We start from the raw sequence: 17,825 nt of genomic DNA, 5'->3' as shown, positions 1-17,825 counted from the left end.
CGCGCCGCGGTCGGTACGGGGACATGCTGACCGTCCGCCGGTCCCCTGACGGACAGCTTCCCAGAACCCTCCTCATCGACCTTCGGCGGTGATCAGTTTGTCCGGTGTCCGGTTGCAGAGCGAGTACGGACCCGAGTGCGCCGCGATCATCGGTGTCGCGTGCCGCCTGCCCGGGGGAACCGACAGCCCGGCGGCGCTGTCCGATGCGCTGTTCGCAGGCCGTGACCTGGTCACCCGGGTGCCCGGAGACAGGTTCGACCCGGCACTGTGGGCAGGCACCGACCCGTCCCGGCCCGGGCTGAGTCATACGGCGGCCGGCGGGTTCCTGGACGACATCGGTGGTTTCGACGCCGCGTTCTTCGGCATCTCGCCACGCGAGGCAGCTCAGTTGGACCCGCAACAGCGGCTGCTCCTGGAGCTGACGGTGGAGGCGTTCGACCATGCCGCTGTCGACCCGGCGCAGCTGGCCGGTGCCGCCGGCGCCGTATACGCCGGGGTGTCGACCCGCGGCTACTGGGAGTTGCTGTCAGCACGCCCCGAAGTCGTGGACGCACACTCGATGCTGGGAACCATCAGCGCGCACACCGCGAACAGGATCTCCTTCCTCCTTGACTGGCGCGGCCCGTCGCAGGCGATCGACACGGCCTGCTCCTCCTCCCTGGTCGCGGTGCACGAAGCGGCCGGCGCGATCTCTCGTGGCGAGGTGCCGATCGCGTTGGCGGCAGGCGTGGGGATGCTGCTGAATCCGGCCGACTACCTCGGGTTCTCCAAGGCCGGTCTGCTGTCCCCGACTGGCCGGTGCCGGACATTCTCCGATCGGGCGGACGGATTCGTACGGGCCGAGGGCGGCGGGGTGGTCCTGCTCAAACGCCTTGGCGACGCGCTGGCCGACGGCGACCGGGTTCTCGCGGTGATCGCCGGGTCGGGGGTCAACACCGACGGCAGGTCCTCGCCCGGCGGACTCACCCAGCCGTCCGTCACCGCCCAGCGCGAACTGCTGCGACGGGTCTACGCCCGCGCCGGTATCGGCCCCGACGAGCTGGTCTACCTGGAGTGCCACGGCACCGGCACACCGGTCGGGGACCCGGTCGAGTGCCGGGCGATCGGGGAGGCCCTCGGGACCCGCCGCCGGGAGGGCCGCAAGCTGCCGATCGGGTCGGTGAAGACCAACGTGGGCCATCTGGAGTGCGCCTCGGGCATGGCAGGCCTGCTCAAGGCTCTGCTCGTGCTCCAGGAGCAGCGGATTCCACCGTCGCTGCACACCCGGCCGCTCAATCCGGCCATCGACTTCGACGGCCTTGGCCTTTCGCCGGTCGACACCACCACACCGATCGAGCACGACAGTCCGCTCGTCGCGGCGGGGGTCAACTCCTTCGGGATCGGCGGAGCGAACGCGCACGTGGTCCTGGCCCGGCGGCTCGACGGGCAGTGGGGCCAGGAACGGTCCCGGCAGAGCCTGGTGCCCGAGGACGGCGAGAAGCAGCTCGTCCTGGTGTCCGGCCGAACGCCGGAAGCACTGGCCGAGGCGTGCTGGGCGATGGCCGATCGGCTGCTGTCGGAGGACGGCCACGGCGCCTCGCACGACTTTTACGACGTGGCCTACTCCTCGGTGAGGCGCAGGCGCCACGAGCATCGCTGTGCGGTGGTGGCGCGCAGCGCGGACGAAGCGGCGGACAAGCTCTACCGGATCGCCTCCGGGTACGCGGTTCCGGGGGCGGCGGCCGGTCGTGCCCGCACGCCCGGTCCTGACGTCGCCTTCGTGTTCTCCGGCAACGGTTCGCAGTGGCAGGGCATGGCCCGCGAGCTGATGGGGCCCGGCGGTGACGACGCCTTCGCGGCGAAGGTACGCGAGGTGTGCCGGGCGCTGTCGCCCATGCTGGGCTGGGAGGTGTCCGGTGCGCTGGCCTCCGGGGAGTACGACCTGGCCCGTACCGAGGTGGCGCAGCCGCTGCTGTTCGCCGTCCAGTTGGGGATCTGCGCCGCGCTGGCCGCGCGCGGGATCCGGCCCGGCATGGTCGTGGGGCACAGTGTCGGGGAGATCGCGGCCTCGTGTGTCGCCGGAAGGCTCGATCTCGAAACGGCCTGTCGGGTCGTGGCGGTCCGCAGCGCAGCACAGGGGCGGACCGCGGGTGCCGGTGCGATGGCCGCCGCCGCGGTGGACGAGAGCACCGCGCGTCGCCTGCTCGCCGAGGCCGACGGGAGGGTGGAGCTGGCCGGGGTGAACTCCGGCACCGATGTCACGTTCGCGGGGGACACCGAGGCCCTGCGGCGGATCGGCGAGAAGCTGACCGCCGAGAAGGTGTTCTTCCGCACCCTGCCGCTCGACTACGCCTTCCACAGCGCGGCGATGGACTCCGTACAGGACGAGATCATGACCGGTCTCGCCAAAGTCGAGGACCGTGAGGGTGGGATCCCGTTCTGGTCCACCGTGACCGGCGACCGGTTCGACGCCCCGATGGACGCCGGGTATTGGTGGCAAAACATTCGTCACCCCGTCCTGTTCGCCCCTGCTGTCGAGTCGATGTGTGAGGCGGGTGCCGGGATCCTGGTGGAGATCGGGCCGCACCCCGTCCTCAAGGGGTACCTCCAGAAGAGCTCCGGCGTAGCGCCACTGACCACACTCGCCCGTGAGAGAGGCGCGGACCTCGACGGGGTGGCCGCGGCTGTCATCGCCGACGGGGGCCCGGTGGCGGACTCCTGGTTCCCCGTACCCGGACAGATCGTCGACCTGCCGGCGTATCCCTGGCAGCGGGAGCGGCACTGGACCGGGGAGGCATCGTGGTGGAGCCGGGGGCCGGGCGACGGTGTGCTCTCCCACCCGCTCCTCGGCGAGCGGATCCCGGGGCCCGCGCCCCAGTGGTCCGGGGTGGTCGAACCCGCCCGGGTGCCGTGGCTGCTCGATCACCGGGTCGGCGGCGCGGTGACGATGCCGGGTGCGGCCTATCTGGAACTCGCGCTGGCCGCCCTGGCCAGGACAGGGCAGGACGGCCCTCTGCGAGTCGACGGGATGGCCGTCACCGCGGCGCTCACCTTCGACGCGACGGAACAGAGGCTGACCGCTCTGGTCACGGAGTTGCGGGACGGCCTGGTCACGATCTCCTCCCGGCCGCGGACCGATGAGGCGCGGGCCGATGAGCGCAGGCCCTGGCAAGAACATGCCCGGGCGAGAGTCCGCGCCCTGTCAGGAGACCGCGCTCGGCCGCTGGATCTTCCGGAGATCTCAGCGCGGCTCGCGCCCGGCGAGGAGCTGACCGGGGCTCAGTTCTACGCGATGACCACCCGGGCCGGCACCGACTACGGACCGGCCTTCCGGTCCCTGACCACGGCGCGGCTGCACGGGGGCGAACTGCTCGGCCGCTACGAGCTGCCCGCGACGGTGGCGGCCGAGGCCGGCCGCAGGTCCTGCGGGTACGTGGGGCATCCCGCTCTGCTCGATGCGATGGTGCACGCGGGCTCCCCCTTGCTGGCGCGAGTCCGCAGCGGCGACACGCTGTTCGTACCGGTCGGATTCGGCTCGGTCACCGTGTGGGCGCCGCCGCCGAACACCGGGGTGATCCATGTGCGCACCCGCTCGGCAGGACGGCGGGAGGCGGTGTGGGACGTCACCCTGGCCTCCCCCGGCGGAGAGGTCTTCTGCACGATGGACGGCCTGCGGGTCCAGCTCATCGAGGGGACCCCGCGGCCCCGGACCGGACTCTGGCGGATCTCGGAGCAGCCGCTCACCGCGGCCCCGGTGCCGGCCGAACGGCGCTGGGCCGTCGCCTCCGACACCGCGGGCGCCGTGCTGGCCGCCCCGATCGCCGACGCGCTGCACGCCGGGCCGCCCGTTCCCGCGCGATCGGGCTGGCATCTCACGGACCCCTACGCCACGGCCGTGGCCCTCGTCCTGGGCGACGACCCGGCGGGCGCCCCGCTTGAGGAGGCGACCCGGGCCGGACAGCTCGTCCGCGACCTGGTGCTCTCGGTGCGGGGGCGCACTCTCGACATCTGGCTGATCACCACCGGCCCCACCGTCGGCGCGGCGGCCTGGGGTACCGCACGGACCGTGGCCAACGAGGAACCGCACACCGTACGCCGGATCTCGGCCACGGACGGCCCGGAGACCGCAGGCCTCCTCGTCCGCCTGCTCACCGCACCGCCCGCCGGGGAGGACGAGTTTCTGGTGGCGAACGGGCAGGTCACCGTGGCACGGCTCACCGCTGTGCCGGCACCGGCCCTGCGGAACAGACCGATCCCCCGCCCCCGCGCGGCCGAGCAGGCGACGGTTCTGCGGGTGGCCGAGATCGCCATGACGCCCACACTGGCCTGGGAGCCGATCACCCGGCCCGTGCCCGGCCCGGGTCACGTACTCATCGAAGTACGGGCCGCCGGTCTGAACTACAAGGACGTCATGCTCGCCACCGGCCTGATGCGTGCGGAGCACGGCCAGCTCGACCGGCGTGGCGGAGACACGGACGGTGCGCCGCTGTTCGGCCAGGAGTGTGCCGGTGTCGTCACCGCCGTCGGCGCCGGGGTGCGGGAGTTCGCCCCCGGTGTGCGGGTGATGGCCATCGCACCGGGCTCGATGGCCACCCACACCGTGGCACAGGCATCGGCCACGGTCCCGATCCCTGATGGCATGACGTTCACGGAGGCGGCTGCCCTGCCTCTGGCGTACGCGACCGCGCATTACGGTCTCGACGTGCTGGCAGGGCTGGCCCCGGGCGAGACGCTGCTGCTCCCCGCCGCGGCCGGTGGCGTCGGACAGGCCGCCATGGCTCTGGCCCGGCGCGCCGGGGCGCGGGTGATCGCCCTCGCCGGAACCGAGGAGAAGCGGGATCTCGTACGGTCCCTCGGCGCGTGGCACGCCTTCGACTCCCGTTCAGCGGCCTTCGCCGACCAGGTCCGGGATGTCACCGGTGGCCGCGGTGTGGACGTGGTCCTCAACTCGCTCACCGGTGAGGCCGCCGCCACCGCCCTGGAACTCCTGGCCCCCGACGGGAGGTTCGTCGAACTGGGCAAGCGGGATCTGTACGCGGACGGGCACTTGCGGCTGGGCCCTTTCCTGAACACCCTGTCGTACTTCTCCGTCGACCTCGCCCAGCTCGTCGAACGTCGCCCCGCCACGGCCCGGGACGTGCTCGCGCGGGTCGCCGCGCTGGCAGCCGACGGTTCTGTCCCTCCCCTCCCCCACCAGGTGTTTCCGCCTGGTGAGCTGGACGCCGCGTTCACCCTCCTGAAGCGGTCCGCCCACACCGGCAAACTCGTCGTCGAGCTCACGGCGACACCTCGGCCCGCGCCGGCCCAGCCGGGCTTCGACCCCGAGGGCGGCTACCTCGTCACCGGCGGCAGCGCCGGGTTCGGAGCCGCGACCGCGCGCTGGCTCCACGAACTGGGAGCGGGGCACATCGTGGTCACCGGCCGCACCGGAACCGCCAAGGACCCGCTGCCCACCGGCGCCACGGTCCTCGCCGCGGACGCCACGGACGAGGCCGCGACGGCAGCCGCCGTACATCGCGCTTCGCAGGCACCCCACGGGCTCAAGGGCGTCTTCCACTGCGCCGCGCACTACGACGACGCGCCGTTGAGGGACCTCACCCCTGAACGGTTCGCCGCCGTGCTCGCCCCCAAGGTCCAGGGCGCGGCGCTGCTCGACCGTCTCACCCGGCACCTGGACCTCGACCACTTCGTCCTCTACTCGTCCATAGCCGCGCTGATCGGCAACCGGCTCCAGAGCGCCTACGGTGCCGCCAACCTCTGCCTCGAAGCGGTGGCCGCCCGCCGACGGCGCCTCGGGCTGCCCGCACTGGCCGTCGGCTGGGGACCCGTCGCCGACGTCGGCGTCGTCGCCCGCGAGGGCCTCACCGAGCCCCTGACCGGGCTCGGACTCGAACCGATCGCCCCTCAGGAGGCGTTGCACGCCCTCGGCCACGCCTTGGCCGTCGGCCACGACACCGCGCACCTCGTCATCGCCCGCGCGGACTGGGCCCGCTTGGCCGCGATGTTCCCCGGCTGCGCGTCCGCCCGATTCGCGCAGCCCGGCGCGGAGCCCGGCCCGGCCCGAGACGCGCCGCTGGCGCAGAAGATCGCCGCGGCCACCCCCGAGCAGGCACATACGCTCGCCGCCGGGACCATCACATCGATGATCACCACCATCACGAAGACTCCACTCGACCGGCTCGACCCCGGCGTCCCTCTCGACCGGCTCGGCATCGACTCCCTGCTGGCAACGGAGTTGTCGGTCCGGCTCCACCAGGCGTTGAACGTCCACCTCCCGGTGCTGGAGATCATCTCGAGCCGGGGCATCACCGAGCTGTCGAACCGGCTGCTGGCCGCATTGCCCAAGGAGCACGCCCGATGACCGACTGGCTGGTGAACATCGCACCCGCCCCGCAGGCGCCGTTCCGCGTGGTCGTCTTCCCGCACGCGGGCGGTCAGGCGAGCTTCTACGCCCGTGCGCTCGGCGCTCCGGACCGGTCCACGGCAGACGTCTGGGTGGTTCAACCGCCGGGCCGCGGCTCCCGTGCGCACGAGCAGCCCGTCAGCGACCTCATCCGGCTCACCAGGATGACGGCCCGCGAACTCGCCGCCACCCGTGACGACCGGCCGACCGCCTTCCTCGGCCATTCCAGCGGCGGCGTCTACGCCTTCGAGGTCGCCCGGGCCCTCGCCCGGGCGGGCCGGCCACCCCGCCGCCTCGGAGTCTCCGCCATCCCCGCGCCCGACCACGCCTACTGGCAGGACACGCTCCCCGCTCTGCTCGCCGACCCCGACGAGGCGTACCGCCGACTCGGCGCCGGAGCCATTCCCGGGGAACTCGACCACGACCAGGAGGCCATGGCGGCCTTCACCCGCCTCATCCGCGCCGATGCCCGGCTCTACCGAGGACTCGGCCGACGTCAGCCCGCGGAACTGGCCCAGCCTGTCTCCGCCTTCGCCGCCACGGCCGACCTCATCGCCCCGCCGGAGGAAATGCGAGGGTGGCGGAACTGGACAGCGGCCACCTGCACCGCGCACCGCTACGACGGCGATCACTTCTACATCAGCGAACGGCTCCCCACCGTTGTCGACGACCTCGTCGGCGACCTCCGCGACGACCTGGAACACGCCTGCTCGTCGCGGACCGCGCGGACCATGCCGTAGGGCTCGTCCATGCGGTCGCGTCCGCCGAAGGCCGAGTGGGCTCAGAGCCCCGGCTCGTTCCGTTCGCGCGCCTCGTACGCCGTGAAGACCTCCCGCGCCTCGGCGCGCAGCGCGCCTGCCCCCGCCCGGTCCCCGGCGGCCTCCCGCGCCGCGGCGAGATCGCGCAGGGTGCGGGCTCGGGGCAGGGGGAGCTCCAGGTCGTTCCAGAGGGCGGCGGCCGTGGTCAGGTGCTGCTCGGCGGTGTCGAGGCGGCCCGCGGCGAGCTCGCACTCTCCGAGGGTGCGCAGGCCGAGTGCCTCGCCGAAGCGGTCGCGCTGGCCGCGGCAGACGTCCAGGACGCTGCGGATCTCGATCGCCGCCTCGGCCGAACGGCCCAGTCTGATACGGGACTTGGCGCGGGCCTGCATCGCGTAGGCGAGCATGAGCGGGTCCCCCAGGGTGCTCAGGAGGTCCACCGCACGACCGGAGAATTCCTCCGCCGCCTCGTACTCGCCGAGCGCGCGGTGCACCAGGCCGATCGAGCGCAGCGTGAGGGACTCGCCGCGGCGGCTGCCGAGCCTGCGGTAGGCCCTCAGTGATTCGTCGAGGAAGGCGCGCGAGGCCTCGAAGTCGCCGAGTTCGAGCTGGACGGATCCGGCGTACCGGCAGGAGAGACCGACGCCCGGGTCGTCGCCCAGTTCACGGAAGCCTTCGACGGCGCGGACGAGCGTCTCCTGCGCGTCGCGCAGCCGCCCCGCTTCCCGCCGGGCGCTGCCGAGCCCGGCGAAGGCGGCGGCCCGGCCGCGTACGTCGCCGAGTTCGGCGCAGAGTTCGGCCGCCTGCGTGAAGTAGCGCTGCGAGTCGGCGAACCGGTCCTGTTCGTAGCGGAGTTGACCAAGGCCGATGAGCAGCAGGGCCTCTCCCGCTCTGTCCTCGGCGCGGCGGGCGGCCGCCAGGGCCGCGTCGTGGGTACGCCACCAGGCTTCGAAGCGGTTGCCGACGGTGTAGGCGGAGGAGCACAGGGCTGCCGCCGCCTCGCAGGAGAGGGTGTGCAGGTCGAGGGATGCCGCGCGTTCGACAGCGGCGGCGATCGCGTCGGCTTCGGCCTCGAACCAGGCGGCCGGGTCGGCGAGGGCCCGCTGGGTGGCCTCAGGGCCGACGGGCCTGACGAGGCGCCGCAGGGCGATCGCGGCGGGTCCGCCCGAGCCGCTGGAGTCCAGGAGCCCGCGGTGCAGTTCGACGGCGCCGGACGGCGTCGCGGAGGCGGCGCGGCCGGTCAGCCAGAGCCAGGCGCCCAGGGCGCGGCCGACGGCGGCCGCCCGTTCGGCGGGCGGGTCCTCCGCGTCGGCGCGTTCGGCGGCGTACACCCGCACCAGGTCGTGGGGCCGGTAGCGGGGCTGCCCCGCGCGGTCGACGCCGGTGCAGTGCAGGAGCTGGGCGTCGATGAGCTGTTCCACGACGCGGTCCGCCTCGGACTCGGGCACGTCGAGCAGCGCGGTCACCACCCACGCCGCCACATCGGGCGCGGCGAGCAGACCCAGGCGGCGCAGGGCGGTGCGGGCGGGGGCGTCGAGGGACCGGTAGCTCATGCCGAGTCCTGCCCGCACCTCGAGGTCGCCCACGGCGAGTTCGTCCAGGCGGTGACGTTCGTCGGCGAGCCGGTCCGCGAGCATGCGGGCCGTCCAGTGTCGGCGGGTGGCGAGGCGGGCGCCGGCGATCCGGATGGCGAGCGGGAGACCGCCGCACAGCTCGACGATGCGCCGGGAGGCGTCCGGCTCCTCCCTGACGCGCCGCTCCCCCGCGACGCGCCCGAGGAGCTCGGCGCCCGGCTCCGTGTCGAGTACGTCGAGATCGGCGCGGTGTGTGCAGGGCAGGGCACCGAGGCGCGCCCGCCCGGTGATGAGTACGCCGCAGGTGGCACTCCCCGGAAGCAGCGGGCGCACCTGGGACTCGCTGCCCGCGTCGTCGAGTACGAGCAGGATGCGCCGCCCCGCGACCAGACTGCGGAAGAGATCGCGCCGCTCGGCGTCACCGTCGGGCGGAACGGCTCCCAGGGCGTAGAGCAGGCGCCCGAGGACTTCCCCGGGCGCCACGGGGGCGGTGGCGCCCCGCAACTCGGCGTACAGCTGCCCGTCCGGGTACTCCTCGGCGACCTGGTGAGCCACCCGGACGCCCAGGGTGGACTTACCGACGCCACCGGGCCCGGAAAGGACGACGACCGGCATGGCATCGCGGGGACCCGACAGCGCGGCCCGTACGTCGGCGAGCTGGGTTTCACGGCCGGTGAAGTCGCCGATGCTGGGCGGCAGCAGGGCCGCCACCGGGACGACGGAGACATCTTGGGAGGCGGCAGCGTCGGGGGTTTGCCTCGCGGCGGGCAGCAGCGCTTCGTCCGCCCTGAGGATCGCCTCCTGCATCCGCCTGAGGTCGGGTCCGGGATCGATGCCGAGCTCATCGGCGAGTACGTCGCGGCCTTCCGCGTACACCGCGAGTGCGTCGGCCTGGCGCCCCAACCGGTAGAGGGAGAGCATCAGTTGGCTGCGCAGGCGCTCCCGGGTGGGATGCGTGGCGACCAGCGCGGTGAGTTCGGCGACCAGTTCTCGCTCGCGGCCCGTCTGTGTCAGCTCCGCGGCGATCCGTTCCTCCAGGGCCGCTTGCCGCGCCTCGTCCAGCTGGTCGGCCATGGCCCGCAGCGTTTCGCCGATCCCGCCGAGCGCGGGTCCGCGCCACAGAGCGAGGGCATCTCCCAGCAGGCATGCGGCCATGGGGTGGTCGCCGGCGGCCGCAGCCTGTCTGCCCTGGGCGGCGAGGCGGTCGAACTCGGCGCGGTCGACGAGGGTGGCGTCCGCGTGGACCAGATAGCCCGGCGGCCGGGTCTCGATGACATCGGCGGACAGCGCACGGCGCAGCGCGGAGACGTACGACTGGATCAGGGAACGTGCCGTGTCCGGCGGCCGTTCGCCCCAGATGGCGTCGATCAGCGCGTCGACGGACACCACACGCCCCGGCTCCAGGAGGAGCGCCGCGAGCAGCGCCCGGGGCTTGGGACCGCCGAGCATGAGCCGACGGCCAGCGCGCCACGCTTCGACCGGGCCCAGCAAACGGTAGTCGGTGTCCGTGTTCACGCCCGTCTCCATGGGTCTTGCCCCGCGCAGCCCTCACCGCCCCGGCCCCCCGAACGGCTGGTCATACTACGTCTGCCCACTGTCAACTCATGGGTACACCAGGGGAATCAGGCCATCCGCCGTCCGGGCACCGAGCGGATCCAGCTGCGGCCACCCACACTCCGGCCAGGAGTGTGTGACCCAGGACACTCCGACCGGCCGATGACTTGGCCGGGCCCCACCCGTCCTACTGGCAACAACACTCCGCGAGACGGGACGGCGTCACCATGACCGAAGCCACCAAGGGCCCTGCCAGCTACTTCCCTTCGATCGAGAAGAAGTACGGGCGCCCGATCGCGGAGTGGAAGGACCTCATCCTTTCCTCGCCGCTGACCCAGCACATGGAGCTCGTCGGCTGGCTCAAGACCGAGCACGGCCTGGGGCACGGACACGCCAACGCTCTGGTCGCGCACACCCTGGCCGAAACTCGCGCCACGTGAGCCACCGCTACCGGATCGCCGCGGCGCTCCCCGTGCGGTTGCGGCGCCGGACGAGCCGGTGGAAGGCCTTCGGCGCACGGGGCGGCGCGGGCAGGGTGCCTGCGACCGCGTCGGCAAGGAGCGTGGTGACCGTCTCCGCCGCGCAGGTGCGGTTGGCGCCGATGCCGCCGCTCGGCCCTCGCTTGATCCAGCCCACGACGTAGGCCCCCGGCTGTCCGGTCACCCTGCCGCCCTCGTGCGGCACGGTGCCGGTGGCCTCGTCGAACGGGAGCCCCGCGACCGGCACTCCGCGGTAGCCGATGGCGCGCAGCACCATGCCCGTCCGTATCGTCCGCTCGCCCGACGCCTCCACGACGCGCACGCCCTGGACGGCTTCCTCGCCGAGCATCTCCACCGGAGCGGAGTGGAATCGGAGCACGATGCGACGGCCCGGAGCCGGTGCCTCCGCCCAGTCGACACGGGCGCGCGTGACGCCTCGCAGGAGGGCCGCCTTGCCCTTCGGGTCGGCATCCGGACCGGACTCGTCGATGGCCGGGGCGGTCCGCGGGTCGTGGTCGTCGACGACCAGGTCCAGGCCCGGAACGTGCTGGAGGGCGAGCAGTTCGGACCTGGTGTACGCGGCGTCCTCGGGACCCCGCCGTCCGAGCAGGACCACTTCGCGCACCTCGCATGACCGCAGCGCCGCCAGCGCGTGGTCGGCGATGTCGGTGCGGGCGAGGCTGTCCGGGTCGGCGAGCAGGATCCGGGCGACGTCCAGGGCGACGTTGCCGTTGCCGACGACGACCACGCGCTCGGAGGAGAGGTCGATCGCGCCCGGCTCCGCGTCCGGGTGGCCGTTGTACCAGGCGACGAAGGCCCGCGCGGAGATGCTGCCGGGCAGTTCCTCGCCCGGGACGGCCAGCGTGCGGTCGGCCGACGCGCCCACGGCGTAGATGACCGCGTCATGATGCGCGGCAAGCTCCTGCGCGGTGACGTCGGCGCCCACATCGAGCCCGAGGTGCATCCGCACCCTCGGATGCGTGTGGAACCGCGTGAAGGTGTCGCCGACCTTCCGGGTGGCGGGATGGTCCGGCGCCACACCGAAGCGTACGAGTCCGCCGGTCACCGGGAGCCGGTCGATCAGCGTCACTTCGGCGCTGGTGTGCAGGAGCAGGTCCTGGACCGCGTACATCCCGGCGGGGCCCGTGCCGACGACGGCGACCTTCAGCGGCGCGAAGTCCGAGGGCAGGACGCGCGGGAAGGTCGGCTCGTCCCAGGCGTGGAAGTTCGGTCCCTCCGGGGCCGGTTCTGGCTCCTGGTCCGCGAAGTACGCCGCGTTGATCGTCGCGTACTCCCGCTGCGCGACGGGCAGGCTGTCCACCGGGAAGATCGCCTCGACCGGGCAGGCGTCGGCGCAGGCGCCGCAGCCTATGCAGGTCTTCGGATCGATGTGCAGCATCTCGGTGCTGCCGAACGCCCGCTCCTGCGGCGTCGGGTGGATGCAGTTGACCGGGCACACGGCGACGCACGTGGCGTCGTTGCAGCAGGTCTGGGTGATGGCGTAGGAGGTCATGTCGTCGGCTCGACTCGCTCGGCTCGGAACGGCTCAGATGAGGTTGGCGCGCTTGTAGAAGGCCAGGGCCGGCTTGGTGAGCAGGCGGGAGGAGGCCAGGAACTCCATGAGGCCCGAACAGCTGGAGCGCATCATGGACTTGTGGTGCTCGTTGTCCTTCGCCTCGGCGAGGGCACGCTTCTCGTCGAGCCCGGCGTTCGCGTACACCTTGGGGTTCACCATGCTGGTGACGATGTAGTACGAGGCGATGGCGACGACGAAGGCGTTGATCTGGCGGCGCAGCGGGCCCGCCCCGGAGAGGCGCTTGGTCGTCTGGTCGCGGGCGAACTTCATGTGCCGTGATTCCTCGACGACATGGATGTTGTTGATCGTGCGGACGAACGGCACGACGCGCTCGTCGCGCATCCAGTCGCGCTGCATGACGTCGAGCACCTCTTCGGCCACCAGGATCGCGGCGTACGCCGCCTCGCCGAAGGCCACCGTCTTGAACGCCCGGCCGAGTTCCATCGCGAACCGCTTGGGCCGGTAGGCGGGCGCGCCCAGCTTCTGGGCGCCGCGGGCGAACATGATCGAGTGCCGGCACTCCTCGGCGATCTCGGTGAGCGCCCACTGCACTTCGTCGCTGGCCGGGTTCTTCATGTACACATCGCGCAGCACCATTTGCTGGAGGATCATCTCGAACCAGATGCCCGTGCTGGCCACCGAGGCGGCTTCCTGCCGCGTCAGCTCCTTGCGCTGCGCTTCGGTGAGCTCCTGCCAGTACGCCGTGCCGTACAGGGAGCACCATTCCGGGCTCGCGCCGTGGAAGTCCCGGTCGAGAGGGGTGTCCCAGTCCACCTCGGTGGCCGGATCGTAGGCCAGCTCAGCGGCCGAATCGAGCAACCGCCGGGCCACGTCGTCCTCTTCGGGATGATCCGCGGGGTGATCCTGCGATGTCGGCCGAACAGTGCTGCTTGCCATGCTGCGGCTCCTTGACTCTGATGCGTACGTTCTCGTGTTCGCTCAGGCAACGGACCGGGGCGCCGTCCCACAACGCGCCGCGGCCCGCTTGTTAGACAGACCGTATAACAAGGAGAGCGGCGAGCCTACCCCCGAGTAAGAACTGAATCCGGGCACCCATCTGCAAGTTCTTGCACACGTAACCGCTTAGTTGAAAAGTCTTGCAGAAAGCATTGACGCGTACATGCATGGACGGCAGGCTCCGACTCGGAATCCCCCCACGGCAGCCTCTCCCCACGAGCAACTGCCCTTCTCAGGGCACATCTGTGCCCGGTCCCGAAGGAGCCGCACGATGCAGCACCGTTCCCGCCTCCTCGGCGCGACGACGGCCGGGGTCCTGGCCGCGGCCGGCCTCGCGACGTTCGCACCCACGCAGTCACAGGCGACACCGCCCGGCGGCAAGACCGTCACCGCCACCATGTTCGAGCGGCAGTTCGCGGATGTGGGCAAGGCCTGCACCGACCAGCTCGGCCCGGCGGGCTACGGCTATGTCCAGGTCTCGCCCGCCTCCGAGCACATCCAGGGCGGCCAGTGGTGGACCTCGTACCAGCCCGTCAGTTACAAGATCGCGGGCCGCCTCGGCGACCGCGCCTCCTTCAAGGGCATGGTCGACGCCTGCCACCAGGCGGGCGTCAAGGTCATCGCGGACGCCGTCGTCAATCACATGGCGGCCGGAGCGGGAACGGGCACCGGCGGCACGAAGTACGGCAAGTACGACTACCCCGGCTACTTCCAGGACGCGGACTTCCACACCTGCCGCACGAGCATCAACGACTACACCGACCGCGACAACGTCCAGAACTGCGAACTGGTGGGCCTAGCGGACCTCGACACCGGCAGTGACGCCGTGCGCGGCACCATCGCCGCCTACCTCGACGACCTGCGCTCCCTCGGCGTGGACGGCTTCCGCATCGATGCCGCCAAGCACATGGCGGCCGACGACGTCGCCGCCATCAAGGGCAAGATGAGCGACCCCGGATTCTGGGTCTCGGAAGTCATTCACGGAGGCGGAGAGGCCGTACAGCCCGACGAGTACACCGGCGTCGGGGACGTCGACGAGTTCCGCTACGGCGGGCACCTCAAGAGCGCCTTCCAGGGCGGCGACATCGCCCAGTTGAAGTCGGTCGCGGACGGCAAGCTGAGCAGCGGCTCGGCCCGTACGTTCGTCGACAACTGGGACACCGAGCGGGGCGGCTCGACGCTCACCTACAAGGACGGCGCGGCCTACACGCTGGCCAACGTCTTCATGCTGGCGTCCCCCTACGGCTCACCGAACGTGTACTCCGGCTACGAGTGGTCCGACAAGGACGCGGGCCCACCGAGCGGCGCGGACGGCTGGACGAACACGCACGCCCAACAGGCGGTCACCGGCCTAGTCGGGTTCCGCAACGAGGTGGGCGCCGCCGAGCTGACCGACTGGTGGGACAACGGTGGCAGCGCGCTCGCCTTCGGCCGCGGCGACAAGGGGTTCGTCGCCCTCAACAACGGCGACGGCGAGCTGACCCAGACATTCACGACGTCCCTGCCCGGCGGTACGTACTGCAATGTCGCCAAGGCATCACCGGACGACTGCGACGGCAACACGGTCACTGTCGGCGACGACGGGAAGATCGAGACGACCCTTCCCGCGCGTAGCGCTCTGGCACTGCACACCGGAGCACAGGCGGGCTGACTCTGCCCTGCCTCTGCCTCTGCTTACGCCAGCCGGAACACCGGATGACGTGGCGACTCGGCGGCGAACTCCTCGTCCGTCGAGTCGCCCGTCACGTCGAAGCGGGTTGCCGCGCGGCCAGCAACTGAGCGGCGCCCAGACGGGCTTGGCGCGCCGGTTCGGGCGAGCCTGATATCGCGGCCGTGACCATGGCCCCCTCCGCGAGCAGGACCAACGGGCCGACAGTCGGCCCCGATCCACCCGCGGCGGCCACGAGTCCGGCCATGTAGTCATGGAAGGCCCTCTTGTGCGCCCGGACACTGTCGGCCACCGCCAGATCGACGGCCCCCAGTTCACCGAACGAGTTGATGAAGGCGCAGCCCCGGAAGTCCGGCTCGGAGAACCACTCGTACAGCCAGTCGTAGACGGCGAGGACACGCTCCACCCCACCCGCCCGGCTCTCCGCGTACTCGGCGAGCCGGGTCCGCCAGCGGAGGTCGCGGCGCTCGAGCCAGGCGACGACAAGGTCCGATTTCGATGGGTAGACCTGGTACAGGCGCCTGAGCGAGACGCCCGAAGCCGCACGCACCTGGTCCATGCCCACGGCCTGGATACCGCGCGTGTAGAAGAGCTCCTCGGCGGCGTCAAGGAGTCTGCCCTCGGCTTCAGCGCGATCCATGCGAGCTCCCGGGGATGGGGACGAGACAGCGAGAACGGTCGTTCTCCGACACTACTACGCCACTGCGCACGCGCACACCGTTGCGCGAGAACGAGCGTTCTCCTACCGTGAGCACCCTCGCCGGAGAACGCACGTTCTCTCGGTCGCGACGTTCAGGAGAGAGCCATGTCCACACGGCCCCCCGTTCCGCCCTTCACCCGCGCCACCGCGGCCGAGAAGGTCCGCCTGGCCGAGGACGGCTGGAACAGCCGCGATCCCGAGAAGGTGGCCCTCGCCTACAGCAAGGACTCCCGCTGGCGAAACCGCGCGGAGTTCGTGACGGGGCGCGACGCCATCGTCGCCTTCCTCTCCCGCAAGTGGGACCGCGAGCTCGACTACCGCCTCATCAAGGAACTGTGGGCGCACGACGGCAACCGCATCGCGGTGCGCTTCGCCTACGAATGGCACGACGACTCCGGCCACTGGTACCGCTCGTACGGCAACGAGAACTGGGAGTTCGACGACGACGGCCTGATGCGCGTCCGGCACGCCTGCATCAACGACCTCCCCATCCAGGAGTCCGACCGCACGTACCACTGGCCACTCGGCCGCCGCCCCGACGACCACCCCGGCCTCGGCGACCTCGGCCTGTGACAGCGCAGCACGCAGGAGCGGCCCCTCCTGTGCGCTGTTCAGCCAGCTCCGTTCAGGTGGGTACCGCTCCCGACGAAGGTCTCAGGCGCCGCTCGCGTTGAGCATGTCCTCGCGCTCGACGATCTTCACGCGCTCGCGCTCCTCCGTCTTGCCGAGCGCCTTCTCGGCGGCGTCGAGGCGGTACCAGCCCTCCCACGTGGTGAAGCGGACGTTCTGCTCGCCGAGGAAAGCGTTCACGGCCTCCGGCTCGGGGGCGGTGGGCGTGTGCAGACGAGCGTTCGCGTGGTCGTCGAGGAGGCTGGCGACCGTCTCGTTGGCGTCGCCCTTGGTGTGCCCGATCAGACCGACGGGTCCGCGGCGGATCCAGCCGGTGACGTACGTCGACTGGAGGTGCTCGCCGGTCTCCTCGATGACCCGGCCGCCCTTGTCCGGCACCGTGCCCGAAGCGACGTCCCAGGGGAGCTTGGGCAGCTCGTCCGAGAGGTAGCCGACGGCGCGGTAGACGGCGCCGAGGTCCCAGTCCTTGAACTCGCCGGTGCCCTTCACGTTGCCGGTGCCGTCGAGAGCGGTGCGCTCGGTGCGCAGGCCGACGACCCGGCCGTCCTCGCCGAGGATCTCGGTCGGCGACTCGAAGAAGTGCAGGAACAGCTTGTGCTGCCGCTCACCGACGTCGCGGATGGCCCAGTTCTCAAGGGTCTTGGCGACCATGTCGGCCTGCTTGTTGCCGCGCCGGGTCGCGATCGAGCCGTCGTCGTAGTCGATGTCCTCGGGGTCGACGATGACCTCGATGTTCGGGGAGTGGTCGAGCTCGCGCAGCTCCATCGGGCTGAACTTGGCCTGCGCGGGGCCGCGGCGCCCGAAGACGTGGACCTCGAGCGCCTTGTTGGTCTTGAGCCCCTCGTGGACGTTGGCCGGGATCTCCGTGGGCAGGAGCTCTTCCGCCGTCTTGGCCAGGATGCGCGCGACGTCGAGCGCCACGTTGCCGACGCCGAGGACGGCGACCTTCTCCGCGTCGAGCGGCCAGGTGCGCGGCACGTCCGGGTGCCCGTCGTACCAGGAGACGAAGTCCGCCGCGCCGTACGAGCCGTCGAGGTCGATGCCAGGGATGTCGAGGGCGCGGTCGGCCGTCGCGCCGGTGGAGAAGATCACCGCGTCGTAGAAGCTGCGCAGGTCGTCGAGGTCGATGTCCCGCGGGTAGTCGACGTTGCCGAAGAAGCGGATCTGCGGCTTGTCCAGGACCTGGTGCAGGGCCGTGACGATGCCCTTGATCCGGGGGTGGTCGGGGGCGACGCCGTACCGGATGAGGCCGAACGGCGCGGGCATCCGCTCGAAGAGGTCGATCGACACACCGGGCTCGACCGCCACTGCGGATTTCAGCAGCGCGTCGGCGGCGTAGATGCCGGCCGGACCGGCTCCGACAACAGCTACCCGCAGAGGGCGAGACATGATCAGGTTTCCCTTCGAGCGAAGACATGGGGCTCGCCGGGAAGCCTAAACTAAGGCAATCCTAAGTTAGTACTCGGGCTGGACCTATGACCCCATAAGGCCAACTTATGGGATCGCGTAGGCAGGGTTTGAGTCGCGTCGGGCGTCTCCGCGGTTCCCT

Annotated in this window: 10 protein-coding genes; 5 read left to right on the top strand and 5 right to left on the bottom strand. The window is 71.5% G+C overall.

The window, feature by feature from the left end; translation table 11 throughout:
• Positions 1-88 precede the first annotated feature (88 nt).
• Positions 89-6,340 (top strand): type I polyketide synthase, encoded by a 6,252-nt coding sequence (locus tag ACZ5CR_RS00955; RefSeq protein ID WP_468852273.1) that lies wholly within the window; start codon positions 89-91, stop codon positions 6,338-6,340.
• A complete protein-coding gene (locus ACZ5CR_RS00950; RefSeq protein WP_468852271.1) occupies positions 6,337-7,122 on the top strand; it encodes a thioesterase II family protein in 786 nt (261 codons plus the stop codon). Before ACZ5CR_RS00955 ends, ACZ5CR_RS00950 begins: the two co-directional genes overlap by 4 nt.
• 41 nt (positions 7,123-7,163) lie before the next feature.
• Here the strand turns inward: ACZ5CR_RS00950 and ACZ5CR_RS00945 are convergent, their stop codons facing one another.
• Positions 7,164-10,226 (bottom strand): AfsR/SARP family transcriptional regulator, encoded by a 3,063-nt coding sequence (locus ACZ5CR_RS00945; protein WP_468852270.1) that lies wholly within the window; start codon positions 10,224-10,226, stop codon positions 7,164-7,166.
• Positions 10,227-10,492: 266 nt separating this feature from the next.
• Between ACZ5CR_RS00945 and ACZ5CR_RS00940 the strand changes: the two genes are divergently transcribed.
• The gene (locus ACZ5CR_RS00940) at positions 10,493-10,705 is read left to right on the top strand and encodes a DUF4287 domain-containing protein (protein WP_468852269.1); all 213 of its coding nucleotides are present in this window, start codon (positions 10,493-10,495) and stop codon (positions 10,703-10,705) included.
• Between the two features lie 7 nt (positions 10,706-10,712).
• Here ACZ5CR_RS00940 and ACZ5CR_RS00935 read toward each other — a convergent pair whose 3' ends face one another.
• Positions 10,713-12,257 (bottom strand): FAD-dependent oxidoreductase, encoded by a 1,545-nt coding sequence (locus tag ACZ5CR_RS00935; RefSeq protein WP_468852267.1) that lies wholly within the window; start codon positions 12,255-12,257, stop codon positions 10,713-10,715.
• A gap of 33 nt (positions 12,258-12,290) precedes the next feature.
• Positions 12,291-13,217 (bottom strand): AurF N-oxygenase family protein, encoded by a 927-nt coding sequence (locus ACZ5CR_RS00930; protein WP_468852265.1) that lies wholly within the window; start codon positions 13,215-13,217, stop codon positions 12,291-12,293.
• A gap of 331 nt (positions 13,218-13,548) precedes the next feature.
• Here ACZ5CR_RS00930 and ACZ5CR_RS00925 point away from each other — a divergent pair, with 331 nt between their 5' ends.
• The gene (locus ACZ5CR_RS00925; protein WP_468852263.1) at positions 13,549-14,928 is read left to right on the top strand and encodes an alpha-amylase; all 1,380 of its coding nucleotides are present in this window, start codon (positions 13,549-13,551) and stop codon (positions 14,926-14,928) included.
• A 91-nt stretch (positions 14,929-15,019) separates the two neighbouring features.
• Here ACZ5CR_RS00925 and ACZ5CR_RS00920 read toward each other — a convergent pair whose 3' ends face one another.
• The gene (locus ACZ5CR_RS00920; protein ID WP_468852261.1) at positions 15,020-15,586 is read right to left on the bottom strand and encodes a TetR/AcrR family transcriptional regulator; all 567 of its coding nucleotides are present in this window, start codon (positions 15,584-15,586) and stop codon (positions 15,020-15,022) included.
• Positions 15,587-15,751: 165 nt separating this feature from the next.
• On the opposite strand from ACZ5CR_RS00920, the gene ACZ5CR_RS00915 reads away from it, so the two are divergent.
• Positions 15,752-16,219, top strand: a complete 468-nt coding sequence (locus tag ACZ5CR_RS00915) for a nuclear transport factor 2 family protein (RefSeq protein ID WP_468852259.1) — start codon at positions 15,752-15,754, stop codon at positions 16,217-16,219.
• An 81-nt stretch (positions 16,220-16,300) separates the two neighbouring features.
• On the opposite strand, the gene ACZ5CR_RS00910 is transcribed toward ACZ5CR_RS00915, so the two are convergent.
• Positions 16,301-17,665 carry an FAD-dependent oxidoreductase gene (locus ACZ5CR_RS00910; RefSeq protein WP_468852256.1) on the bottom strand — a complete coding sequence of 455 codons (1,365 nt, stop codon included), beginning with the start codon at positions 17,663-17,665 and terminating at the stop codon, positions 16,301-16,303.
• Positions 17,666-17,825: the final 160 nt, after the last annotated feature.

It is taken from the genome of Streptomyces sp. NPDC031274, assembly GCF_055570235.1.
This window is presented reverse-complemented; position numbering and strand designations above follow the sequence as displayed.